General features: G+C 68.9%; 19 protein-coding genes. 9 read left to right on the top strand and 10 right to left on the bottom strand.

Annotated elements, in window-relative coordinates:
- Window positions 1-4 precede the first annotated feature (4 nt).
- On the bottom strand, window positions 5-1,867 hold the full coding sequence (locus WOA58_RS06845) for a copper resistance CopC/CopD family protein (RefSeq protein ID WP_340603437.1): 1,863 nt from the start codon (window positions 1,865-1,867) through the stop codon (window positions 5-7).
- Between the two features lie 43 nt (window positions 1,868-1,910).
- Complete coding sequence (locus tag WOA58_RS06840; RefSeq protein ID WP_340603436.1) at window positions 1,911-2,429, bottom strand: winged helix-turn-helix transcriptional regulator; 519 nt, start codon at window positions 2,427-2,429, stop codon at window positions 1,911-1,913.
- A gap of 103 nt (window positions 2,430-2,532) precedes the next feature.
- Between WOA58_RS06840 and WOA58_RS06835 the strand changes: the two genes are divergently transcribed.
- Complete coding sequence (locus tag WOA58_RS06835) at window positions 2,533-2,874, top strand: DUF7471 family protein (RefSeq protein ID WP_340603435.1); 342 nt, start codon at window positions 2,533-2,535, stop codon at window positions 2,872-2,874.
- A gap of 36 nt (window positions 2,875-2,910) precedes the next feature.
- Here the strand turns inward: WOA58_RS06835 and WOA58_RS06830 are convergent, their stop codons facing one another.
- The gene (locus WOA58_RS06830) at window positions 2,911-3,630 is read right to left on the bottom strand and encodes a class I SAM-dependent methyltransferase (RefSeq protein WP_340603434.1); all 720 of its coding nucleotides are present in this window, start codon (window positions 3,628-3,630) and stop codon (window positions 2,911-2,913) included.
- Between the two features lie 89 nt (window positions 3,631-3,719).
- Here WOA58_RS06830 and WOA58_RS06825 point away from each other — a divergent pair, with 89 nt between their 5' ends.
- Window positions 3,720-5,510, top strand: a complete 1,791-nt coding sequence (locus WOA58_RS06825) for a S9 family peptidase (RefSeq protein WP_340603433.1) — start codon at window positions 3,720-3,722, stop codon at window positions 5,508-5,510.
- On the opposite strand, the gene WOA58_RS06820 is transcribed toward WOA58_RS06825, so the two are convergent.
- On the bottom strand, window positions 5,507-7,036 hold the full coding sequence (locus WOA58_RS06820; RefSeq protein ID WP_340603432.1) for a bifunctional metallophosphatase/5'-nucleotidase: 1,530 nt from the start codon (window positions 7,034-7,036) through the stop codon (window positions 5,507-5,509). The genes WOA58_RS06825 and WOA58_RS06820 overlap by 4 nt on opposite strands.
- A gap of 106 nt (window positions 7,037-7,142) precedes the next feature.
- Window positions 7,143-7,712 (bottom strand): MaoC family dehydratase, encoded by a 570-nt coding sequence (locus WOA58_RS06815; protein WP_340603431.1) that lies wholly within the window; start codon window positions 7,710-7,712, stop codon window positions 7,143-7,145.
- A gap of 87 nt (window positions 7,713-7,799) precedes the next feature.
- Between WOA58_RS06815 and WOA58_RS06810 the strand changes: the two genes are divergently transcribed.
- Entirely contained in the window at window positions 7,800-8,654 is an 855-nt protein-coding gene (locus WOA58_RS06810) for a YihY/virulence factor BrkB family protein (RefSeq protein WP_340603430.1), read from the top strand.
- A gap of 1 nt (window position 8,655) precedes the next feature.
- Here the strand turns inward: WOA58_RS06810 and WOA58_RS06805 are convergent, their stop codons facing one another.
- Window positions 8,656-9,714 carry an NAD(P)-dependent glycerol-1-phosphate dehydrogenase gene (locus WOA58_RS06805; RefSeq protein ID WP_340603429.1) on the bottom strand — a complete coding sequence of 353 codons (1,059 nt, stop codon included), beginning with the start codon at window positions 9,712-9,714 and terminating at the stop codon, window positions 8,656-8,658.
- Window positions 9,715-9,809: 95 nt separating this feature from the next.
- Here WOA58_RS06805 and WOA58_RS06800 point away from each other — a divergent pair, with 95 nt between their 5' ends.
- On the top strand, window positions 9,810-10,214 hold the full coding sequence (locus WOA58_RS06800) for a DUF2267 domain-containing protein (protein WP_340603428.1): 405 nt from the start codon (window positions 9,810-9,812) through the stop codon (window positions 10,212-10,214).
- Here the strand turns inward: WOA58_RS06800 and WOA58_RS06795 are convergent.
- From WOA58_RS06795 to proS, 4 genes are all read right to left on the bottom strand, one after another.
- Entirely contained in the window at window positions 10,211-11,197 is a 987-nt protein-coding gene (locus WOA58_RS06795) for an NAD-dependent epimerase/dehydratase family protein (RefSeq protein ID WP_340603427.1), read from the bottom strand. The genes WOA58_RS06800 and WOA58_RS06795 overlap by 4 nt on opposite strands.
- A 43-nt stretch (window positions 11,198-11,240) precedes the next feature.
- The gene (locus tag WOA58_RS06790; protein ID WP_340603426.1) at window positions 11,241-12,239 is read right to left on the bottom strand and encodes a DMT family transporter; all 999 of its coding nucleotides are present in this window, start codon (window positions 12,237-12,239) and stop codon (window positions 11,241-11,243) included.
- Window positions 12,240-12,374: 135 nt separating this feature from the next.
- Window positions 12,375-16,976: a glutamate synthase large subunit gene (gene gltB / locus WOA58_RS06785; RefSeq protein ID WP_340603425.1), complete on the bottom strand. Its 4,602-nt coding sequence runs from the start codon at window positions 16,974-16,976 to the stop codon at window positions 12,375-12,377.
- A 370-nt stretch (window positions 16,977-17,346) separates the two neighbouring features.
- Window positions 17,347-18,795, bottom strand: a complete 1,449-nt coding sequence (gene proS, locus WOA58_RS06780; RefSeq protein ID WP_340603424.1) for a proline--tRNA ligase — start codon at window positions 18,793-18,795, stop codon at window positions 17,347-17,349.
- Window positions 18,796-18,942: 147 nt separating this feature from the next.
- Between proS and WOA58_RS06775 the strand changes: the two genes are divergently transcribed.
- The 5 genes from WOA58_RS06775 to WOA58_RS06755 all read left to right on the top strand — a co-directional run bounded on the left by WOA58_RS06775 (window position 18,943) and on the right by WOA58_RS06755 (window position 22,310).
- A complete protein-coding gene (locus WOA58_RS06775) occupies window positions 18,943-20,292 on the top strand; it encodes an asparagine synthetase B family protein (RefSeq protein ID WP_340603423.1) in 1,350 nt (449 codons plus the stop codon).
- Window positions 20,293-20,760 (top strand): hypothetical protein, encoded by a 468-nt coding sequence (locus tag WOA58_RS06770; protein ID WP_340603422.1) that lies wholly within the window; start codon window positions 20,293-20,295, stop codon window positions 20,758-20,760.
- Window positions 20,761-20,937: 177 nt separating this feature from the next.
- Window positions 20,938-21,663 (top strand): helix-turn-helix domain-containing protein, encoded by a 726-nt coding sequence (locus WOA58_RS06765; protein ID WP_340603420.1) that lies wholly within the window; start codon window positions 20,938-20,940, stop codon window positions 21,661-21,663.
- A gap of 90 nt (window positions 21,664-21,753) precedes the next feature.
- Entirely contained in the window at window positions 21,754-22,107 is a 354-nt protein-coding gene (locus WOA58_RS06760; RefSeq protein WP_340603419.1) for a DUF7344 domain-containing protein, read from the top strand.
- Window positions 22,104-22,310, top strand: a complete 207-nt coding sequence (locus WOA58_RS06755) for a hypothetical protein (protein ID WP_340603418.1) — start codon at window positions 22,104-22,106, stop codon at window positions 22,308-22,310. The genes WOA58_RS06760 and WOA58_RS06755 overlap by 4 nt, the downstream gene beginning before the upstream one ends.

Raw genomic sequence — 22,310 nt, 5'->3', positions numbered from 1 at the left:
CCAATCACTGTTCGAACCGGGCCGTCTCGATCAGGACCGCGAGCGTCCCGAGCAGGCCGGTCGCGAGCGCGCCGATCCGCAGCCAGGCGGCGAAGGCCGTCCCCTCGCTCGCGTGGTCGTCGTGGGCGGGGTGGTCGGGCACGTTGAACAGCCGGAACCACTCGCTCTCGTAGCCGTCATCGACCTGGCCCGAGACCCGGACCTCCCAGCTGCCGACCGCGGGCAGGGTCTCGACCGTCGAGTAGACGCCCCCCTCGGTCTCCTCCAGATCGGTCGTGAGCGTGACGTCGGACTGGTCGTTTCGCAACAGCAGCGTCGGCTCCTCCGCGGGGACGGGCTCGCCGTCAGCGAGGAACCGCGCGTCGAGGACGATCGGTTCGTCCTCGTCGACCAACAGGGCGCTCCCGCCGTCCTCGGCGGGCAACACGGTGAGCTCGACGTTCCCGCTCTCGGCCGTCGCCTCGCTCGGCCCGTCGGCCCCGGCGACGGCGGCCGTCGGCGCGGCGGTGAGCAGCCCCGAGACCAGCACGACGGCCAGCAGGACGCCGCCCTCGATCCGCACCGCGCGGACGACGCTCCCGACGTCGGCCCGCCCGTCCTCGAGGCGGCGCAACAGGACGGCCCGCGTGAGCCCGCCGAGGCCCAGCGCCAGGACGACCAGCAGCGTCTTCGCCGAGAGGAGGGTCCCGTAGAGGGTGGTCCACAGCCCCTCGGGGTCGGGCGCGTGCCACGCCGCGAGCACGAGCCCGGTCGTCACCGCGAGCGTCACCCCCGTCAGCACCACGACCGAGAAGCGCCGGATCGCGGCGGCCGCGACCGCGCGCTCTGCCTCGGCGCGCCGCAGGACGGCCGGCAGGACGAGCCCGAGGGCGGGCAGCCCGCCGACCCAGAGCGCGGCCCCGCCGATGTGCGCGAAGTCCGTCGCCGTCCCCTGGAACCGGTCGATCAGGCTCGCCGAGTGGCTCGTCGCACTCACCGAGAGCTGGACGGCGAGTCCGCCCGCGACCGCACCGCCGAGCCAGTAGCGCCGCGCGAGGGGCCGGCGCCGAGCTACTAGGAGAACGCCGACGACCGCCCCGGCGACCACGAGCTGGGCGATCCAGAGCGCTCCCAGCGAGGTCCCGAGGAACCGCCCGACGGCGCTCGACGAAAGCGAGGGGGCGATCGACGCGCTGCGTGCGAGCCCCAGCCCGACGACGCCCGCGAGCATGGCCGCCCCCGACGCGAGCAGCACCGTCCGCGCGCGCTCCTCGGCGCGTCCGAGGGGGGCGCCGAACCGCCCCGCGAGCGGGTAGATCGCGATCCAGAGGCTGACGGGGACGCCGACGAGCCCGATCAACGAGAGCAGGACCAGCCCGTTGGCGGCCGCCTCGATCCCGGAGACGCCCTCCTCGTCGTCCTCGTGGAGCCCGATCACCTGCTCGCGGTCCGGCGGCCCGTCGCCGACCGAGAAGAGGAACGTCCCCGAGGTGGTGTGGCCGTCGTCGGCGAGCACCTCCCACTCGACGACGTAGATCCCCTCTCTCTCGCCCTCACCGGCCTCCTCGATCGGGGCGGCCACGAGCCGGGGGTCGTCGGGGTCCACATGGGCGGGGCCGCTCACGTCCTCCCCGTCGGGCCCGGTGACGCTCACTTCGGCGATCTGGACGCCGTCGCCGGAGAAGGAGAGGCCCACCTCCTCGGGAACCTCCTCGACCGCCTCGCCGTTGCCCGGCTCGCTCTCGTTCAGATAGGCGTGCGCGCCGGCGAGCGGGGCGCTTGCGAGCAGCGCACACAACACCAGCCCGATCAGTGCGACCCGGACCCACCGTGGGTCCGCCCGGCTCACGCCGACCCCCGAACGCGTCGTCGTCCCATCGTCCTTCATTACCCCTGCGTCACCCTCCCCGTTCTGGTACGGGCGTCGAAAGCTACTCCTCGAACAGGTCGTCGACAAGCCGCATGAACCGGTCGGCGAACCGATCGGGCAGCGAGTCGGTGGTCTCGGCCAGCAGTCTGGCGGTCCGGTCGGGATGCGAGACGCGAAGCGTCACCCGTTCGCGCCCGTCGCGCTCCTTGTGGACGATCCCCTGTTCGGCCAATCGGCCGAGATGCCACTCCAGCGTGCTGCGGGCGATCCCGAGCGCGTCGGCGACGTCCGCGGGCCTCGCCCCCTCGTGTTCGAGCAGGTGGACGAGCAGCTCGCGGGCGGTCTCGCGTCGGGCGAGCGCGAGCGTCCGGCGTTCCCAGGGGTCGTGGTCGGGCGGGTAGTAATGGGTTCGGCCGTAGAGCCGTTCCTCGGTCACCGCTCCGGCCTTCAGCAGCCGCCGGACGTGGTACTGGACCTGGCCGGGCGCGAACTCCGAGTCCCGGACCAGCGCGTTGAAGTGGATCCCCGGGCTGGCGCGGACGTGATCGCGGATCCGCTGCCGGGTATCGTTGCTCCTCATTGCGGTCGTCGTCGTCGCTTCGCCCTCGGTCGACATAGGTCGCGCGAAACGGCCCCGAGCGCAACGGATTTGTCGGCACCCGTCGAACGTCCGTCGAGTCTCCATGGAGCCGACCGGTATCGCGCTACAGGCGGGTCAGTGGCCCTCGGCCGAGCACACGCCGCTCCTGCTCGCCGTCATCCTGCTCGCGGCGCTCGGCACCGTCGCGCTGTTCCTGATCAGCCTCGTCGTCCTCGCCCGACGGCCGACGACCCGCTACCTGCTGGTGACGGTCGCGCTCGGCGCGCTCGTCTTCCGGACGCTCATCGGGCTGGGGACGGTCTTCGGCTACGTCCCGATGACGATCCACCACCTCGTCGAACACGGCCTCGACTTCCTGATCGCGACGCTGATCCTCTCGGCGGTCTATCTGAGCAACACGTCGGCGACCCCCGCCCCCGAGTGAGCGCGGCCGTCGCCGGCCCGCGATCCCCCTCCCGATCTACCGGCTGGCGACGAACACCGAGGACTCGGCCGTCGTCGTCGGGTCGGGGAGCCAGTCCTCGCGCTTGACGACGAACCCCAGGTCGGCAAGCCGGGTCCCGATCTCGTCGTTCTCGAACTCGACCAGCTCGTGGCCGTCGGCGAACCACGACTCCCCGTGAAGGACGACCGACTCCACGCGCACCTCCCGGCCGTCCGAGCGACGGAACTGCTCGAACAGCGCACAGCCGCTCCCAGCGGCCCCCTCTTTCTCCTCCTCTCCCGTTTCGATTCCGCTCGCGGTCCGGAGCGTCGGCGACTCCATGTCGGGGTACTCGCCCGTATCGAGGACCAGGGTCCCGTCCTCGCCCGCGCGGTCCGCGAGCGCCGCCAGTGCCGGCTCCAGCTCGTCGGCCGCGAGGCGGTTCACCGTCATGAAGGGCGCGAGCACGAGGTCGAACGCCCCGTCGACCGGCAGCTCCGGCAGCCCACCGACGTGAAACGTCGAATCCGACCGTTCGCGCGCGTGCTCGATCAGCGCCGGATACGGGTCGACGCCGACGGCCTCCACGCCCGCGGCCTCGAACCGCCGGACGTGCTCGCCGGTCCGACAGCCCACGACGAGCGCCCGGTCGGCCGCGGGGGCCCGCTCGAGGGCGAACCCCACCTCCTCCGCGTAGGGCTTCCGGGCGTACAGCGCGTCGTGAACCCCCGGATGGTCGTGGAGGTGTTGTTTCATGCACTACATATTAGACTGACAGGTAATAAACGCCTCGGCCGGGGTTCCGCGACCCGAACCCCTATGCGAATCCGGCGACAGGCCGCCACATGGCATACGAGTTCGAACGCTACCTCAACGTCCGAAGCGCCTACGGCGCCTCGTTCGGTCCCGACGGCGAGCGCCTCTCGTTCCTGATGAACACGACGGGCGTCCCGCAGGTCTGGTCGATCGACGCCCCGCGAGCGTGGCCCGAACAGCACACCTTTGACGACGAACGCGTCACCTTCGCCTCCTACTCCCCGGAACGCCCCGAACTCCTCTTCGGGATGGACGAGGGCGGCGACGAACGCCAGCAGCTCTTCCTGCTCGGCGACGATGGCACGATCGACCCGCTGACCGACGAACCGAGCGCAAAGCACAGGTTCGGCGGCTGGTCCTCGGACGGCGAGCGATTCGCCTTCGCCTCGAACCGCCGCGACGAGTCGGTCTTCGACGTCTACGTCCAGGGCCGCGACGAGCGCGGCGAGGAGGCCACGCTAGTCTTCGAGGGCGAGGGCTGGCTCACCGTCGGCGGGTGGAGCCCCGACGACGAGCGCCTGATCGTCACCGAGTCGCACTCGAGCTTCGACCAGGACGTCTACGCCCTCGAGCTCGAGACCGGCGAGCTGACCCACCTGACGCCCCACGAGGGTCCGGTCCGGTTCCAGAGCACGAGCTGGGGGCCCGACGGCGGGATCTACCTCGTGACCGACCGCGACAGCGACACGCTCTATCTCGCGCGTCTGGACCCCGAGACGGGCGAGCTCGCGGTCGTCGAAGAGGGGGGAGGGTGGAACGTCGACGGGGTCGCGGTCGACGAGGAGAGCGCTCGGGTCGTCTACTCGCGCAACGTCGACGGCTACACCGAGCTCACCGCGGGGGAGCTCTCCGGAAACGGGATCCAGGAGTTCCCCGCGCCCGACCTGCCCGAGGGGGTCGCCGGCGGCGTGAGCTTCGACTCCACGGCAGATCGCTTCGCGGTGAGCACGACCGGCGACACGCACAACACGAACGTCCACGTCGTCGAGTGCGAGACCGGCGAGGCCGAGCGCTGGACGGACGCCGCCACCGGCGGCATTCCGCGCGAGTGCTTCGCCCCCTCGGAGCTCGTGCGCTTCGAGTCGTTCGATGATCGGGAGATCCCCGCCTTCCTCTCGCTGCCCGCCGAGACGCCCGCGGAGGGGGCACCCGTCATCGTCGACATCCACGGCGGGCCCGAGAGCCAACGGCGGCCCTCCTTCAGCCCGGTCAAGCAGTACTTCCTCGATCGGGGCTACGCCTACTTCGAGCCCAACGTCCGCGGGTCATCGGGCTACGGCCGCGAGTACACCCATCTCGACGACGTCGAGAAACGCATGGACAGCGTCGCGGACATCAAGGCCGGTGTCGAGTGGCTGCACGCTCAGTCGGAAATCGATCCCGACAGGGTCGTCGCGTTCGGGGGTTCGTACGGCGGGTTCATGGTGCTCGCGAGCCTGACCGAGTACCCCGAGCTGTGGGCGGCGGGGATCGACATCGTCGGCATCGCGAACTTCGTGACGTTCCTCGAGAACACCGGCGAGTGGCGCCGCGAGCTCCGCGAGGCCGAGTACGGTTCCTTGGAGCACGACCGGGAGTTCCTCGAATCGGTCTCGCCGATCAACAACATCGACTCGATCGAGGCCCCGCTGTTCGTGCTCCACGGCGAGAACGACCCCCGCGTTCCGGTGGGGGAGGCAGAACAGATCGCGGCGGAGGCGAGCGAGCACGTCCCCGTCGAGACGCTGATCTTCCCCGACGAGGGCCACGGCTTCACCAAGCTGGAGAACCGGATCGAGGCCTACACGCGGATCGCGGAGTTCCTCGAGGAGTACGTCTAGAGCAGCTCGATCCGTCCCTCTACCTCGGGCGAGATGGTCCCTTCGGCCTCGATCGCGTCGATCACGACCGTCGAGAGCAGCGGCCCCTCGCCGGGCCCGTCGGCGAGTCCTTCGAACATCTCGTAGCCGTCGCCGCCCCCCGCGACGAAGTCGTTGGTCGCGAGCTCGTAGGTCCCGTCGGGATCGAGCGCCTCGCCGTTGACTTCGACCTCCCCGACCCGCTCGCCGGCGGGTGCGTCCGGGTCGTAGGCGAAGCTCATCCCGCTGACCTGCGGGAACCTGCCGTGGCCGGGCTCGCTCACGCCGTGTTCGAGCGCCGCGCGCAGGCTCTCGCCGTCGACATCGATCGTGACGAGTTCGTTCGGGAACGGAAGGACGTCGACCACCGTTCGGCGGGTGATGGGGCCGGGCCCGTAGACCTGATCGGAGCGAAGCCCGCCGCCGTTCATCAGCCCGACGTCCGCGCCCGTCTCCTCGCGCTTCACGTCGGCGACGTAGTTGCCGACGTTCGACTCGCCGTAGCGGATCGTCTCGCGGCGGACGTCGAGCTCGACGGTCGTCTCGCCGATCTCGACGTCGAGCTCCTCGTCGAGCTCGGCCTCGTAGCGCTCGACGACCTCGGTGACCGCGGACAGCGGCTCCACATCGGCCTCCGCGACCGTGTGCATCGTGAACTCGTAGTCGGCCACTTCGCCGTCGTTGACCGCGAGCTCGATCTCACCGACGAACTCGAACTCGTCGCCGACGAAGGAGAGGATCGCGTCGTTGATCTCCGCGGGCTCGTCGTAGACCTCCGAGTAGTGGTCACCGACCATCACGTCGATGTCGTCGACCGCGGCCGCGACCTCCTCGGCGACGGGGCTGGCCAAATGCGACAGCACGACGATCACGTCCGCGCCCGCCCTGCACATCTCGGTGGTGAGCGACTCCATCGCCTCGGCGGGATCAAGGAAGGCGACGTGCTCGCCGGGCGAGCTCACGTCGGGCGTATCCTCGGTACAGAGTCCCGTGAACCCGAGGGTGACGCCACCGGCCTCCCGGAGGACGTACCGCTCCGCGCCGTGTTCCGCGCCGAAGACGTCGCCGGTGCGCTCGTCGACGACGTTCGCGCTCACCCAGGGGAACTCGCTTCCCGCGACGCGTTCTGCGAGCACCTCGGGACCGAGGTCGAACTCGTGGTTGCCGTAGGTGTTGTAGTCGAGCCCGCTCGCGTTCAGCGCGTCGATCATGTGTTCGCCCTCGAACACCGACGAGTAGAGCGACGTGGCGATGTCGTCGCCGTTGCCGAGGACGAACGGGTTCTCGGCCGCCCTCGCGCGCTCGTCGATCAGCCCGAAGTAGCTCGCGATGTCGGCGTGGTCGTCCTCGAACAGCCCGTGGAAGTGCGTGTCATGAAACAGCGTGACCGTCTCGTGTCCCGTCCCGCTCGCTGACGCCCGCCCCATCGCTCCGAGCGCCCCGACCCCGGCAAGCCCCGTGAGGAGTTCACGCCGCCCTATCGAGTGTGCCTGTGTATCATTCACCATGTCCGCGAGTAAACTGCGTCCCCGCTGCCAAGTAAGTTTGTAATGTCGAACCCGAGGGCTACGGACGGCTCCCGACGGGTAGGGAGTGCCCGAGAATCCGGTCGCCTCAGCAGTCCTCGGGCTGGGTTCCCACTCCTTCGGGCCATCCGGTCGGCTGCGCCGCGGAGGGCTCGGCGTGCTCCCGTTTGAGCACCATTGGGGTACGCTCCAAGGAAAGTACCTTCTCGCCCGATTCGTTGTACGCCCGGAGCTCGGTCGTGACGATCCCGACGTGGTCCCGAGAGCTGCTCTCGCGTTTCTCCAGGACCTCGCTTTCCGCGAAGATCGTGTCGCCGTGGTAGACGGGCGCGTGGTGCCTGATGGAGTCGTAGCCGAGGTTCGCGGTGGCGTTCATCGAGACGTCGACGACGCTCATCCCCACCGCGAGGGCGATGACGAAGGTGCCGTCGACGAGGCGCTCGCCGAACTCCGTCTCGGCGGCGTAGGCCTCGTTGAAGTGCATCGGGTTGACGTTCATCGTGAGGTTGGTGAACCAGACGTTGTCGGTCTCGGTGACGGTACGCCCGTAGGGGTGTTTGTAGACGTCGCCGACCGCGAAGTCCTCGTAGTAGCGCCCCTCCCAGCCCGGGACGAGCCTGCGCTCGCGATCGCCGTCTCCGTCCGCTCGGTCGGTCATATCGGGCACTCGCCCGCCACCGTCATAGTCGCTCGCCCCGGCAGCGATCCGAAGGGGTTACCCCTCCCCTCGCTGTGGATAGGACCGATGGAGCTACGCGAATGGATCCGGGCGCTGAAGACGTCGGTCGCGGTCGGTCGCAAACAGCAGGTGACCGTGACGGCCGCCGGCCTGGGCTACTACGCGTTCAACTCGCTGATCCCCCTTCTCCTCCTGCTCGCGATCGGGGTCTCGATCGCCTACGACCCCGAGACCACCGCGAACGCCATCGAGTCGGCCACCGGGCTCCACGCCGCCGAGATCGAGCCGGTGATCGAGGAGGTCACCGACGACGGCGGCGGGCGCACCCGCGCAGGGCTGATCGCCGCCGGCATCTTCGCCTACAGCACCGCGACCATGTTCCAGGCGGTGAACATGGCCTTCAGCGAGGTCTACGGCACCCGGAAACGGCGATCCGGCCTCCGGAAGGTGACCGACTCGCTGCTGATCTTCGCCATCGTGATCGTCTCGCTTTCCCTGCTCGGGGGCGTCGGGGTCGCGCTCGTCCTGGTCGTCGACAGCGTCGCCGTCTCCGTCCTCAGCGTACCCCTACTGTTCGGCGCGTTCTTCCTCGCCTTCCTCCCGATGTACTACCGCTTCCCCGGCCGGTCGGTCACGCTCGGCGAGGCGATGCCCGGCGCGGCGTTCTCGGCGGTCGCCTGGACCCTCTCGGCGCTCTTTTTCCGGGTCTACGCCGCGACCTCCGACAGCGTCGCGCTCTACGGCGTCGCCGGCGCGGTTCTCCTCGTTCTCACCTGGCTCTATCTCGGCGGGCTGATCCTGCTGTTCGGCGCGATCCTCAACGCCGTTCTGGCGGGACGGGTCGACGCCGACGACGGCTGGCTCCCCACCGAGGAGGCCGAGACCGAGGCGAACGGGGAGAAGGGCAAAAGCGCGGGCTAACTCAGATCACGCCGGTGACGGTCGCGGCCTCGCGGGCCGCCCGATCGTTCATCCCGTTGCCCAGAATGGTGTAGCGATCGCGGATCTCGTGGGCGCTCGTCAGCGCGTCGAGCACCTCCTCCTCGTTGAGTCCGAGCTCGTCGGCCGTCGTCGGCGCCTCGATGCTCGCGAGCGCGTCGCGGATCGCGCTCCAGCGGCCGTTCTCGCCGCTGTGGAGGTACTCGACCATGATCGAGCCGACGCCGACCTGGTGGCCGTGGAGCGCTCTCCCGGGTGCGATCCGGTCGAGCTGGTGGCTGAAGAGGTGCTCGGCGCCCGAAGCCGGGCGCGAGGAGCCCGCGATCGACATCGCGACCCCCGAGGAGACCAGCGCCTTCGCGACGATCCACGAGGACTCCTCGAGCCCTCGCTTGATCGAGTCGGCGTTGCCCACGAGCATCTCGGCGGTCATCTCCGAGAGCGCCGCCGAGTACTCGGAGTACTCGACGTTCTGCAGGCGGTTCGCGAGCCGCCAGTCCTTCACGGCGGTGTAGTTCGAGATGATGTCCGCACAGCCCGCCGTCGTCAGCTCCCAGGGCGCGTTCGCGAGCACGGCCGTGTCGGCGATGACGGCAACCGGGGGGTCGGCCGCCACCGAGTGGCGGGTGTCGCCCTCCGGTACGGAGCCCCGACCGGAGACGATCCCGTCGTGGCTCGCTGCAGTAGGTATCGAGACGAAGCCCGAGCCGATCTCGTCGCTCGCCATCTTCGCGATGTCGATGGCCTTCCCGCCCCCGATCCCGATGAGGTAGCCCGCCTCCTCGCTCCGGGCGGCCTCGATCACCCCCTGGACGGCCTCGAAGCTCGCCTCCTCGACGACGACCACCGCCGGCTCGACCCCGCGATCCCCGAACTGGTCGATCACGCGGCCGGCGGCGATCTCCCGAGGGGTCGGGCTGGTGACGATCAGCGGGCGGCCCGTCAGGTGGAGCTCGTCGATCGCCTCGACGGCCCGATCGAGCACGCCATGGCCGATCAGTACGTTCCGCGGGAGGCGGATCCAGCTGGATTTCTCGAACATGGTTGGGGAAGACGCCCGCCCGCCAAACCGTTTGCTCTTGAAGGTCCTGCAGATTCAGGCACGGGACCGACGGTGCGGGGGCTCCGTGTTCCGACATGGACGAATCCGAGTTCTACGACCGCGTCGAGTCGCGAGCCGAGTTCGGAAGCGAGGACGAGGTGCTCTCGATCACCCACGCCACCCTCCGGACGCTCAGCGAGCGCATCAGCGAGGGCCAGGCCCGCGACATGGCCGACGGCCAGCCCCGACCGATCGCCGAGAGCCTGACCCATCACCACGGTAACCCCGCCGAGTTCTCCCGCGAGGAGTTCGCCGCGCGGATCGCCGTCGACGACGACGTCGACGCCGACCTCGAGGAGCGCGACGAGCGGATCCTGGCCGTCCTCGGCACGCTCGCGGACGCCGTCGGCGAGGAGTTCTCGGACATGCGCAACCAGCTCCCGGGCGAGTTCGAGGAGCTGTTCGTCGAGGCCGAGACCGAGCGCGAGATCGAGAACTAGAGCGTATCGAGCACGCCGAGCACCCGCTTTTCGGCATCGCGGCCGGGGTCGTGCTCGGCCCCATCGCGGTCGCTTTCCCGATGTTCCTCGACCGTACGGACCATCGCTTCCTTCACCCCCGTCGACTCCCAGCCCAGATCGGCGAGCTTCGCCGTCGAGAGGACGTGTGGGTAGTCGCGATAGAGCGGGAACCCCGTCGGGGAGAGCCCGCCCGCGGCGAGCTCGCGCTCGCCCGCTGCGACGACCTCGACCTCCGTTCCCGCGGCGTCGGCGATCGTTTCGAGGGTCTCCCTGATCGTGAGCAGCCGCCGGTCGCCGACGTTGTAGGCCTCGCCCGCGGTCCCCTTCTCGCCGATGATACGCAGCGCGCTCGCGACGTCCCCGACGTACGCGCGGTGCCAGAGGTGCTGGCCGTCGCCGGGGACGACGACCCGGTCGTGGTTCAGCACCCGGTCGATCCAGTAGTCGAGGCGCTCGGTGTAGTCGTGGGGGCCGTAGACGATGCAGGGCCGGAGCGCCATCGCCTCGACGCCCCGTTCCGCGGCCTCGAAGACCGCGCGGTCGCCCTCTGCCTTCCGCGCGCCGTACGTTTCGGCCGAGTCGTCGCTCGCCTGCTCGGGGCTGCAGGGCTCCAAGGGAGTCCCGTCCTCGCGTTTCGGGACGTGTTCCGCGCCATACGAGGAGCCGCTCGAGACGTAGACGTACCGCGAGTCGGCGAAGAGTTCGGTGGCGGTCCGGACCTCTTCGGGGTGGTAGGCCACGCAGTCGATCACGAGGTCGGGGTCGACCGAGACGGCCGCCGCCTCCAGCGCGGTCTCGTCCGTGCGGTCGCCCTCGACCCGATCGACGCCCTCCACGTCGGCGAAGGGGTTCGCGTGGGTGCCGCGGTTGAAGGTCGTGACCTCGTAGTCGTGATCGAGCAGCTCCTTGACCGCGTGGCGGCCGATGAATCGCGTCCCGCCGATGACGAGCGCCGTGTCCATGGCTACGGATCGAACGGCGAGAGGATAGTCCCGGCGGTTCCGGTCAGTCGCGGTAGTAGACGTTGCTGCCGACGACCACGCGGTCGGGCGAGCGGAACGCCCGCCGGAAGCGAACGCGGTCCGCGAGCCCGGTGAGCTTCCAGGTGAACGTCGACCACTTGCAGAGCCAGAAGCCGAAGGCGATCACCGCGAAGCCCGTGATGGTGGCTTCGGTGACGGGCTCGCCCAGCAGCGCCCAGCCGGCCGCGGTCGCGACGACGGGGCTCGCGTAGTTGACGAGGCTGGTCTCGATCGGGCCGACGCGCTCCTGGAGGTCGAAGTACGCGAGGTAGCCGATCGCGCTCGCGAACACCGCGAGGAACGCGATCGCCGCCAGCGCCTCGGGAGTCCAGCTGGCCGCCGAGAGCGACTCGCCGGGGTGCAGCGCGCTCGTGACGTGCAGGAAGACCGCGCCGGCGGCCATCATCCACGCCTGCAGCGAGACCAGCGAGAGGGTCGTGCGCATCCGTGCGGTCAACACCGCCCCGAGCGCGAAGCTCGCCGCGCTCAGCATGAGCAGCACGATCCCGTAGAGCTGGCCGCCTGCCAGCGCCTCGGGGCTCGGCTGGGCGATGATCCCGACCCCGAGCAGGCCGAAGGCAAGCCCCAGAACGCCGGTCACGCCCAGCCGCTCGTTCGGCAGGACCGCGAGCGCGAACACCGGCGTGACGATCGGCGAGATGCTCAGGACGATCGACGCGACCCCCCCGGTGACGTACTGCTGGCCGGTGAAGAGGAAGGCGAAGTGCGCCCCGATCAACAACAGCCCGCCGAGACCGATCAGTATCCAGTCGTCGATCGTGCTCGGCCGCCAGGCCAACCCCTTGATCGCGACGAACGCGAACACCAACACGGCCGCGACATCGTAGCGCAGCGCCGCGAAGAGGATCGGCGGCAGCGATTCGAGCCCGATGTTTATCGCAGGAAAGGACGCACCCCAGACCAGCGCGACGACCACGAACAACCCTACTTCTCTGAATTTAGATATATTTTCGAACTCCATTTACTGTTTCTTTGAATTGCCTCTATATCTGCCGTAGCAGTCTCGTGGACATGAATCTTGCCGAAGAAACGCTACCGTATCACACAGTGTCAGCGGATGAAAAATCGGGAACGTTACCGAAAATCGATAGGAACCTCAGTCGGCGCTGACGCCGCCGGCGGCGGTGGGGTCGGTCGACTCGGGACGGGCCGGCGGGGAGTCCCGGACGTCCTCGGCGCCCTGCTCGAGGACCTCGCTGTAGGCGTCGGGCATGACCTTCACGAACCGCCCGACGTACTCGTCCCACTCCTCGAGGATCTCGTTCGCGCGCTCGCTGTCGGTGTAGGCGGCGTGGTTCTCGACCAGTCGCCGGAGCATACGCTCGTCGCGCTCGCCGAGGTCGCGCGAGAGCGTCACCATGCCGGTGTTGGTGCGCTCCTCGAAGTTGCCGGGTTCATCGAGCACGTAGGCGACCCCGCCGCTCATCCCCGCGGCGAAGTTCTTGCCCGTCTCGCCCAGCACGGCGACGACGCCGCCGGTCATGTACTCACAACCGTGGTCGCCGACGCCCTCGACGACGGCCTTGACTCCAGAGTTCCGTACCCCGAAGCGCTCGCCGGCCTGGCCGTTGACGTAGAGCTCGCCGTCCGTCGCGCCGTAGAGCGCGACGTTGCCGACCGCGATGTTCTCCGCGGCCGCATAGCTGGCGTTCTCGGGGGTGTCGACGACGATCTTCCCGCCCGAGAGCCCCTTGCCGACGTAGTCGTTGGCGGTGCCGGTGAGATGCATCGAGATCCCCGACGCGAGGAAGGCCCCGAAGCTCTGGCCCGCGGTGCCCGAGAGGCCGACCGAGATGGTGTCGTCGGCCAGCCCCTCGCCGCCGTAGCTCTTCGAAACGCGGTTCGAGAGCATCGCGCCGACCGCCCGGTCGACGTTCGAGATGGCGGTGTCGATCGCGACGGGCTCCCGATCGGCGAGCGCGGGCTCGGCCGCGTCGATCAGCTCGTGGTCGAGCTGCTCGTCGATCTCGTGGGTCTGCTCCCTCGTCTTCGTGTACTCGTCGCCCGCGGGCTCTGCGAGCACGGTCGAGAGGTCGAGCTTGCGCGCCTTGGGCTGGCTGACGTCCTCGCGCTGTGTGAGGTGCTCGACCTTCCCGACCATCTCCTCGACGGTCTCGAAGCCCAGTTCCGCCATGATCTCCCGGAGCTCCTGGGCGATGAACGTCATGTAGTTGATCACGTGGTCGGGCTGGCCGGGGAAGCGCTCGCGCAGCTTCATCGCCTGGGTCGCGACGCCGACGGGGCAGGTGTTGTTGTGACACTGGCGGGCCATCACGCAGCCCGAGGTCACCAGCGAGGCGGTCCCGAAGATGTACTCCTCGGCGCCCAACAGCGCGGCGACTGCGACGTCCCTCCCCGTTTTCATCCCGCCGTCGGCCGAGACGCGGATCCGCGAGCGAAGCCCGGTCGCGTGGAGCATCTGGTTGGCCTCCGCGAGGCCGAGCTCCCACGGCAGGCCCGCGTGCTTGATCGAGGTCCGTGGCGAGGCGCCGGTCCCGCCCGAGTGGCCCGAGATGTGGACCACGTCGGCGTTGGCCTTCGCGACCCCCGCCGCGATGGTGCCGATGCCGGCCTCGCTGACGAGCTTGACGTTGATGTCGGCCTCCTCGTTCGCCGCTTTGAGGTCGTGGATCAGCTGTTTGAGGTCCTCGATCGAGTAGATGTCGTGCAGCGGCGGCGGGCTGATCAGCCCGACGCCCGGCGTGGCGTACCGGACGTCCGCGATCATCTCGTTGACCTTCTCGCCCGGCAGATTCCCTCCTTCACCGGGTTTGGACCCTTGGGCCATCTTGATCTGGAGCTCGTCGGCGCTCGATAGATACTCCGAGGTGACGCCGAAGCGCCCGGAGGCGACCTGCTTGACGTTACACTCCTTGTCGGTGCCGAATCGCTCCGGGGGCTCGCCGCCCTCGCCGGAGTTCGACTTCCCGCCGATGCGGTTCATCGCGATCGAGTTGTTCTCGTGAGCTTCGGGGGAGAGGCTCCCGAGGCTCATCGCCGCCGTCGAGAAGCGCGTGACGATCTCCTCGACGGGCTCGACCTCCTCGATCGGGATCGATTCCCTCCCGTTCGAATCGAACTCCAGGAGCCCTCGAAGGGTCTGGAGCTCCTCGTGCTGGTCGTTGATCAGCTCGGCGAACTCCCCGTAGCGCTCGTAGTCGCCCGCGCGGACCGCCTGCTGGAGCTTGCCGACCGTCTCGGGGTTCCACTGGTGGTGGATCCCCCCCGAGCGGTTCTCGAACTCGCCCTGGCGCTCGATGTCGGGGTCGTCGCCGAAGCCCACGGCGTGGCGCGCGAGCAGGTCCTCCTCGATCTCCTCGATGCCGATCCCCTCCGTGCGCGCCTCGGTGCCCTCGAAGTACTCCGCGACGAAGTCCGAGTCCAGTCCGACGGCCTCGAAGATCTGGGCGCCCTGGTAGCTTTCAACCGTCGAGATGCCCATCTTCGACATCACCTTCAGCAGGCCGTCCTCCAGCGCGCCGATGTAGCCCGCGACCGCCGCGGCCTCGCTCGCGCCGTCCGGGCCCGCGACGACGTCCGCGATCGTGCGGTATGCCAGGTAGGGGTTGACCGCGCCCGCGCCGTAGCCCACCAGCGTCGCGACCTGGTGTACCGTACGAGGATCGCCCGACTCGACGACGAGGCCGGCGTGGTTGCGAAGCCCGTTTCGCACGAGGTGGTGGTGAACCGCCCCCGTCGCCAGCAGGCTCGGGATCGCGACCCGGTCGGGACTCGTCGCCCGATCGGAGAGCACGAGGATCTCGGTGCCCGATTCGATCGCCTCGACCGCGTCGTCGCGCACTCTCTCGACCGCGCCCTCGAGCTCCTCGTCGGGGTCGTAGGTGACGTCGATCGTCGCGCTCGAGAGCCCGTCGCGCTCGAGGGCCTTGGCCTCCGCAGTCTGGCGGTCGGAGAGGATCGGCGAGTCGACGACGAGCTGGCGGGCGTGCGCGGGCGACTCGTCGAGCAGGTTGCGCTGGTAGCCCAGCCGGCTCTCCATCGAGGTGACCAGCTCCTCGCGGATGTAGTCGAGCGGCGGGTTGGTCACCTGCGCGAACAGCTGCTTGAAGTACGAAAAGAGCGGCCGGTTGAAATCGGAGAGCACCGACAGCGGGGTGTCGTCGCCCATCGAGCCCACGGGGTCCTTGCCCTTCTTCGCCATCGGCTCGAGCAGGTTGTCGAGCTCGTCGTGGGTGTAGCCGAAGGTGGCCTGCAGGCTCCGCAGGTCGCCGTCGAGCTCCGAGAGGCTCAGGTCGTCGGGACGGGGCAGCTCGTCGGTCGAGCCCTGGTTCACGAGGTCGTTCGAGAGCTCGTTGACGTTCACCTGGTTCTCGGCGACCCATTCCCCGTACTTCTCGTCGACGAGCCCGTCGAAGACCTCCGCGTCGGGGATGACCCGCCCCTCCTCGGGATCCGCGAGGAACAGCTGGCCGGGCTGGAGCCGGCCGCGCTCCTCGATCCGGCTCGGGTCGACGTCGACCGCGCCGGCCTCGCTGGCCATGTAGAGCGTGTTGTCGCTCGTGATGTCGTAGCGACACGGCCGGAAGCCGTTGCGGTCGAGCACCGCGCCGACCCGGTCGCCGTCCGTCGCGGCCACGAGCGCGGGGCCGTCCCACGGCTCGATCAGGTTCGCGTGGAAGTCGTACCACGCCTGGCGCTCCTCGGGGAGGTCGTTGGCCTCGTCGCGCCACGCCTCGGGGATCAGCATCCGCAGCGCGTGGGGCAGGTCGCGCCCGCCCTCCAGCAGCAGCTCGAGGGCGTTGTCCACGCTCGCGGTGTCTGACTGCTCGGGGTCGTCGATGATCGGCTTGATCGCCTCGGTCTCGAGCTCCTCGTGGGCGATGTCGGTTTCGCGGGCGCGCATCCAGTTGATGTTGCCCTGGATCGTGTTGATCTCGCCGTTGTGGATGATGTTCCTATATGGGTGGGCGAGATGCCACGCGCCCAGCGTGTTCGTCGAGAAGCGCTCGTGGACCATCACGAACGTCGACTTCACGCGCTCGTCGGTCAGATCGGGGTAGTACTGCGGTACTTGCTCGCCCTTCAGCAGGCCCTTGTAGACGACCGTCTTGCGGTCGAGCGAGCAGACGTAGAACCCCTCGCCGTCCTCGCGGGCGACGACGTCCCGGTGGGGTTCGTCCTCCTCGCTTTCTCCCTCCGCCGGCCGGCTGACGGCGTTCTCGATGGCCCGCCGACCCACGTACAGCGCGCGGTCGAATTCCTCCTCCGAGAGTCCCTCCGCCTCGACGAAACACTGCCGGACGTCGGGTTCGGCGTCGCGGGCGGTCCGTCCGATCTCGGTCGCGTCCGTCGGGACGTCGCGCCACGCGAAGACCTCCAGACCCTGGTCGGCGAGCGTCTCTACTACGAGCTCCTGGAGCGACTCGCGCGCGTCGTCGTCCTGCGGGAAGAACAGCGACCCGACCGCGTAGGTCTCGGGCAGCTCGTGGCCCAGTACCTCGGCGAAGAACTCGTCGGGCCGCTGGAGCAGTACCCCCGCCCCGTCGCCCGTCGCCTCCTCGGCGCCCGTCGTCCCCCGATGTTCGAGGTTGCTCAGCAGCTCCAGCCCGTCCGCGACGACCCCGTTGTCAGCCCCCCCATCGAGGTCCATCACGACCCCGACGCCGCAGTTCGATCGCTCGTCCGTCGGGTCCGCAAGCCCACGTTGGGTAGTCGTCCCGCTAGCGTGGTTGGTCATACGTTCCCACGGGAGTCTTCACTTAAGAACGTGTCCCTGAAGGGCTAAGGGTCTGTTAATGCCATATTATGATCCTTATGTCACTCATGAACAACCAGGATGTATTAACATCCGTACAGTGGAGCCCGAAGTAGTAGGGAGTTCCGGTATATCCTCCCGCGTCCATCATACGTTCGTCGGCATCAACGTCCGTATTCCCGATTCCTCCGTTCGGTCGCAGTACTGACGTTTCGCGGCCACGTTCCGGCGTCGGACGGCCGCGACGTGTCGGCGGGGCGTCCCAGGGCGGCTCGGAGCCCCCGTTCGACCCCGGCGTGTCCTCGCGCGCGGACGGATCGTGGGGGCGCTCGGGGCGTCGGGGCGCGGGCGCTCAGTAGGACTTCGCGAAGTAGGCCGTCTCCTCCGCACCCTCCCCACAGATCGCACATTCGCCGTCGGGATCGTCGCCCTCCATCGGAACCATCACGATCTCGGCGGCGATCTCGTCCTTGATCGCCGTCTCGCACTCCTCCTTGCCGCACCACGGCGCGCGGACGTAGCCGCCGAAGCGGCCGATCGTCCCGAGGATCTCCTCGCGGCTTTCCGCGTCCCGGACGTTCTCCTCGAGGTTCTCCTCGGCGGCCGCGTACAGCTTCGCGTAGACGGTGTCGAGGTGTTCCTGGACGCTCTCTGCGATCCCCTCGCGGTCCTCGACGCTCTTCTCGCCGTCGGGACGGTGGACGGCCGTCGCCTCGCCGTCCGCGACTTCGTTGGGGCCGATTTCGAGGCGCAGCGGGGTGCCGAGCAGCTCCCACTCGTTGAACTTGAAGCCCGGGTTGCGCTCGTCGCGGTCGTCGAACTCGACGCGAAAGCCCGCCTCCTCGAGCTCGGCGGCGATCCCCTCGCCGTACTCCAGCACTTCCTCGCGGTTCTCCTCCCCCCAGATCGGGACGATCACGACCTGTTCGGGGGCGACCGTCGGCGGGAGGACGAGCCCCTGGTCGTCCGAGTGGGTCATGATCAGCGCGCCGATCGCTCTCCATGAAAGGCCCCACGAGGTGGTGTGGGCGACGGTCTCCTCCTCGTCCTCGTCGACGAACGTGATGTCGAACGCCTCGGCGAACGACTGACCCAGGTGGTGGCTCGTCCCCCCCTGGACCGACTTGCCGTCGGGCATCAGCGCCTCCACAGTAGTAGTCGTGTCCGCGCCGGGGAACTTGTCGTGGTCGGGCTTTCTCCCGCGCATCACCGGGATCGCGAGCACGTCCTCGTAGACCTTCTCGTACTGTTCGAGGCGGGTCATCGTCTCGTCCCAGGCGTCGGCCTCGTCGCGGTGGGCGGTGTGGCCCTCCTGCCAGAGGAACTCCTTCGTGCGGAAGAACGGTTTCGTCTCGGTTGCCTCCCACCGAACCACGGAACACCACTGGTTCACTCGCAGGGGCAGGTCGCGGTGACTGCGGATCCACTGGCTCAGGAAGGGGGCGATGATCGACTCGCTGGTCGGGCGCACGGCGAGGCGCTCCTCTAACTCGTCGTGGCCGCCCTGGGTGACCCACGCGACCTCGGGGTCGAACCCCTCGACGACGTCCTTCTCGCGCTCGAGGTAGCTCTCGGGGATGAAAAGCGGGAAGTAGGCGTTCTGGACGCCCGTCTCCTTGAACCAGCCGTCCAGCCGGTCCTGGATCGCCTCCCACAGCGCGTAGCCCCGCGGGCGGGTGACGATGAACCCGCCCATGGGGGCGTAATCGGCGAGCTTCGCCTTGCGGACGACCTCGGCGTACCACTCGCCGGGGCTGTGCTCCTTGGACTCGGTGATGCCGAGCTCCTGGTCGTCGCTCATACTCCCTTCGTACCCGAGGATTCGCTTAAACCCGCGGTATTCGATCACGCCCGGGACCCCGTCCCACCCGCTCGCCCGTTCGGCGGCTCCGGTCCGGCCGGTTCCGCCGTCGGTAGCTATTCATGTACTGGATCCTACACCTGTCGTATGGTCGGAGTCGTCGGAGTGACGGGTGACGTGGAGCGGCAGGTGACCGATCCGATCGAGCCGCTCCGATGGAGCGGCGAGGAGGCCGTCGAGACGACCGCCGCCGAGGGGCTGTCGCTCCGGTCGGTCACACACGAGCCGACGGGAGAGCCCGTCCGGGTCGAGGGTGACGCGGTCTGGACGTTCGGCGACGTTCACGGCTTCGAGGACGGCGGCTACGAGAACCGCTACGCGGGCGAGTACACCGCCGCGGAGTACGTCGTCCGGCTCTACCGCTCGCACGGACTCGAATTCGCTCGGGGGATGAACGCTGCGGCGAGCGTCTTCGTCCACCAGCGCGACCGCGACCGGCTCGCGATCGTCACCGACCGTCTCGGCACCCACCCCGTCTACTACGCCGAGACGGACGCGGGGGTCGTCTTCTCGACGTCGATCCAGTCGGTGCTCGCCCACCCCGCCGTCGATCCCGAGCCCGACACCGAGGGGCTCTACTCCTATCTGGCGTTCAACTGCGTCCCCGGCGTCGGGACGCCCTTCGAAGGGGTGCGAAAGCTCCCGCCCGGATCCATCGCGACGATCGATCTCACGACCGGCGGGATCGAGGTCGAGCGCTACTGGCGCCTCGAGTACGATCCGGTCAACCGGTCCTTCTCGTACTTCGTCGATCGGTTCGTCGAGCTCCTCCAGCGCGTGTTCGAGGAACGTGCCGCCGACGACCGCCGGTACGGTCTCCTGCTGTCGGGCGGCAGCGACTCGCGGCTCCTGCTGGCGGCCGGCGAGCCCCCGGTCGCCTACCACCTCGCCGACTGGATGAGCCGCGAGGCCCGCACCGCCGAGCGCGTGGCGTTCATGGCCGACGCGGAGTTCCGACTGCTCGAGCGCCCCGACGACCACATCGAGCGGATGCTTGAGCACGTCCCGCCCCGCATGAACTTCAACGGCCGGTTCGACCAGGCCCACCTCAACGGCTTCGACGGCCGGATCCGCGAGGAGTGTGACGTCCTGGTCACCGGGCTCTACGGCGACTCGCTGTTCAAGGGCGGGATCGTCCCCGCCTTCGACCTCGATCTGGGGCCGGTCGGCTCGATCGCGACGCCGATCGAGCGGGAGGTCGACTCGCTCGCGGACTACCTCGCCACGCTGGACGGCTCGCTGCCGTCGTTCGTCGAGACCCCGCCCGACCTCGGGTCGGTGCTCCGCTCGAGTCTCGATGAACGCGACGGGTCGGTCGCGCTCGGCGGGGTCGAGTACGCATCGATCCGCGATCTGGTGCTGTTCAGTCCCTACTACCCGCTCTCGAACGACCGGGACTACCACTACTTCGGGCTGACCCAGATGGCCCCCCAGTAGGTGCCCTTTCTCGACAACCGTTTCATCGACCTCGCGTGCTCGATGCCGATCCGGTATCACCTCCGGCGTGACGTGATCAACGCCGCCCTCGACGCCCTCTCGCCGGAACTCGCGGGGATCAGGCATTCCGAGACGGGCGCCCGCCCGGCGAGCCGGTTCCCCGTCGATCAGGTCCGGAAGTACGGCTCGCTGTTCTGGCGCAAGCACGTCGACGACGAGCAGCTCCCCCGGCCGTACTACTCGCGGGGGCCCTGGCGCGACCGCGGGACGGTCCTGCGCGAACGGGGCTTCGGGCGGACGGTCCTCGAGCGAAACGACGACCTGCTCCGCGGCCTCCCCTTCCTCGACCGCGAGGCCGCCTACGACCGGTACGACGCCCACATGGCCGGCGAGGACCACACCGCGGAGCTGTACACCCTCTTCACGCTCCTCGGGACGCCGGTCTTCGAGGAGATCGCCCGCCCGTGACCGCTGCTAGCCTGGTATATAACCGTCCGGGACCCCAACGGTATCTACGGAGCAACTAACTGCACATTATGCGCCGTCCCGGCGAGGGACGGCGATGGGGGACGTCGACGTCCCATCCCCTTCGCGTGGCCGGCGCGGGGCGCATACCGGGCTCAGACGCGTTCCGCGACGAAGCAAATGACCGACGACAGCAACGCCGACCACGACGGTACCGACACGAGATCCATCGACGCCGGGAGCGACTGCCTGATCGCCGAGGTCAGGGTCCCGGCCGAGTCGTTCGTCCTCGGGTCGACGCTCGTGGAGCTCTCGGGCGTCGCGGTCGAGTTCGAGTTCATCGTCCCGACCGAGGGCGCGCCGATGCCCTTCCTCTGGGTCGACACCGACTCCACGGCGTTCGCGACGGCGGCGGCGGACGATCCCACCGTCGAAAACGCCCGCTGCATCACCAGGTTCGACGACAGCGCCCTCTATAGGATCGAGTGGGCCGAACCCGACTACGGCTTTCTGGGCTGGTTCCGCGACGGTCACGCGACGCTGCTCGAGGCCGACGGGGTGGAGGACGAGTGGCACCTCAAGCTCCGAGTCGAATCGCGCGAGGAGCTCGGGACGTTCCAGACCTACTGCGAGGAGCAGGACGTCCGGTTCGAGCTGCTCCGCCTCTACGGCCTGCGCAAGCCGAAGATGGGGCAGTTCAACGTCTCCGAGAAACAGTTCGAGGCGCTGACGACCGCCCAGGAGATGGGCTATTTCGAGATCCCGCGTGACGCGTCCCTCGACGAGCTCGCCGCGGAGCTCGGGGTGAGTCCGCGGGCGGCCTCCGAGCGACTGCGCCGGGGGCAGACGAACCTCATCCACAACTCGCTGATGATCGGGCGGGCCACCGCTCTCGGGCTGGACTGAGCGCGGCCCGGCGGCGGGCCGCGGAGGTACTTAAATAACCTCAATATATTGAGCCAGACGGTTATACCGGCTCTTCCGCTATCGAACACCGTGAGTGGGACGACGTCGGTAGTAGCTGATCGCGATACGGAACCGGACGACGAAGGACGACTCCCCGGCTCGGGGCTGCTCGATCCGGCCACGTACCGTCGCCGTCGGTACGCCGTCGACCGTCTCCGGGACCGGCCGGGGCCGATGACGCCGACCGACCTCGCCGACGAGGTCGCGGCGATGGAGAACGGGACGCCGCCCGCGGAGGTCCCGCCGCCGGAGGTCGAACGGGTCCACACGACGCTCTATCACTCGCACGTCCCCAAACTGGAGGCGGCGGGCATCGTCGAGTACCTGCAGGACGGGGAGCTGATCGAACTCGCCAACGGCGCCCACGGGGGTGAGCGGCGATGAACGCGACGTTCGGCGCGTCCGACGCGGCGGAGGAGTTCGATCGCGACCCGCCGACGGACGCGGACGGGGAGCTCGTCTGCGGGCGGGAGTGTAAGGACGGCTCTCGGTGTCTAGCGCCGGTCTCGCTGCCGTATCTGGCCTGTTACCAGCACGAGCGGTCGGCCTCCATCGTCCCCGGCGAAACGCCCGTCGCCAGCGACTGA

The sequence above is a fragment of the Halalkalicoccus tibetensis genome (genome assembly GCF_037996645.1).
In the GTDB taxonomy this organism is placed as follows: Archaea; Halobacteriota; Halobacteria; order Halobacteriales; family Halalkalicoccaceae; genus Halalkalicoccus; species Halalkalicoccus tibetensis.
Note: the sequence above shows the minus strand (reverse complement) of the source record. Positions and strands in the feature narration are given on the sequence as shown.

Excerpts from the sequence above, each read along its gene's own strand:
- WOA58_RS06845 (WP_340603437.1), bottom strand. The coding sequence starts at position 1,867 with ATGAAGGACGATGGGACGACGACGCGTTCGGGGGTCGGCGTGAGCCGG.
- WOA58_RS06840 (WP_340603436.1), bottom strand. The coding sequence starts at position 2,429 with ATGAGGAGCAACGATACCCGGCAGCGGATCCGCGATCACGTCCGCGCC.
- WOA58_RS06835 (WP_340603435.1), top strand. The coding sequence starts at position 2,533 with ATGGAGCCGACCGGTATCGCGCTACAGGCGGGTCAGTGGCCCTCGGCC.
- WOA58_RS06830 (WP_340603434.1), bottom strand. The coding sequence starts at position 3,630 with ATGAAACAACACCTCCACGACCATCCGGGGGTTCACGACGCGCTGTAC.
- WOA58_RS06825 (WP_340603433.1), top strand. The coding sequence starts at position 3,720 with ATGGCATACGAGTTCGAACGCTACCTCAACGTCCGAAGCGCCTACGGC.
- WOA58_RS06820 (WP_340603432.1), bottom strand. The coding sequence starts at position 7,036 with ATGGTGAATGATACACAGGCACACTCGATAGGGCGGCGTGAACTCCTC.
- WOA58_RS06815 (WP_340603431.1), bottom strand. The coding sequence starts at position 7,712 with ATGACCGACCGAGCGGACGGAGACGGCGATCGCGAGCGCAGGCTCGTC.
- WOA58_RS06810 (WP_340603430.1), top strand. The coding sequence starts at position 7,800 with ATGGAGCTACGCGAATGGATCCGGGCGCTGAAGACGTCGGTCGCGGTC.
- WOA58_RS06805 (WP_340603429.1), bottom strand. The coding sequence starts at position 9,714 with ATGTTCGAGAAATCCAGCTGGATCCGCCTCCCGCGGAACGTACTGATC.
- WOA58_RS06800 (WP_340603428.1), top strand. The coding sequence starts at position 9,810 with ATGGACGAATCCGAGTTCTACGACCGCGTCGAGTCGCGAGCCGAGTTC.
- WOA58_RS06795 (WP_340603427.1), bottom strand. The coding sequence starts at position 11,197 with ATGGACACGGCGCTCGTCATCGGCGGGACGCGATTCATCGGCCGCCAC.
- WOA58_RS06790 (WP_340603426.1), bottom strand. The coding sequence starts at position 12,239 with ATGGAGTTCGAAAATATATCTAAATTCAGAGAAGTAGGGTTGTTCGTG.
- gltB (WP_340603425.1), bottom strand. The coding sequence starts at position 16,976 with ATGACCAACCACGCTAGCGGGACGACTACCCAACGTGGGCTTGCGGAC.
- proS (WP_340603424.1), bottom strand. The coding sequence starts at position 18,795 with ATGAGCGACGACCAGGAGCTCGGCATCACCGAGTCCAAGGAGCACAGC.
- WOA58_RS06775 (WP_340603423.1), top strand. The coding sequence starts at position 18,943 with ATGGTCGGAGTCGTCGGAGTGACGGGTGACGTGGAGCGGCAGGTGACC.
- WOA58_RS06765 (WP_340603420.1), top strand. The coding sequence starts at position 20,938 with ATGACCGACGACAGCAACGCCGACCACGACGGTACCGACACGAGATCC.
- WOA58_RS06755 (WP_340603418.1), top strand. The coding sequence starts at position 22,104 with ATGAACGCGACGTTCGGCGCGTCCGACGCGGCGGAGGAGTTCGATCGC.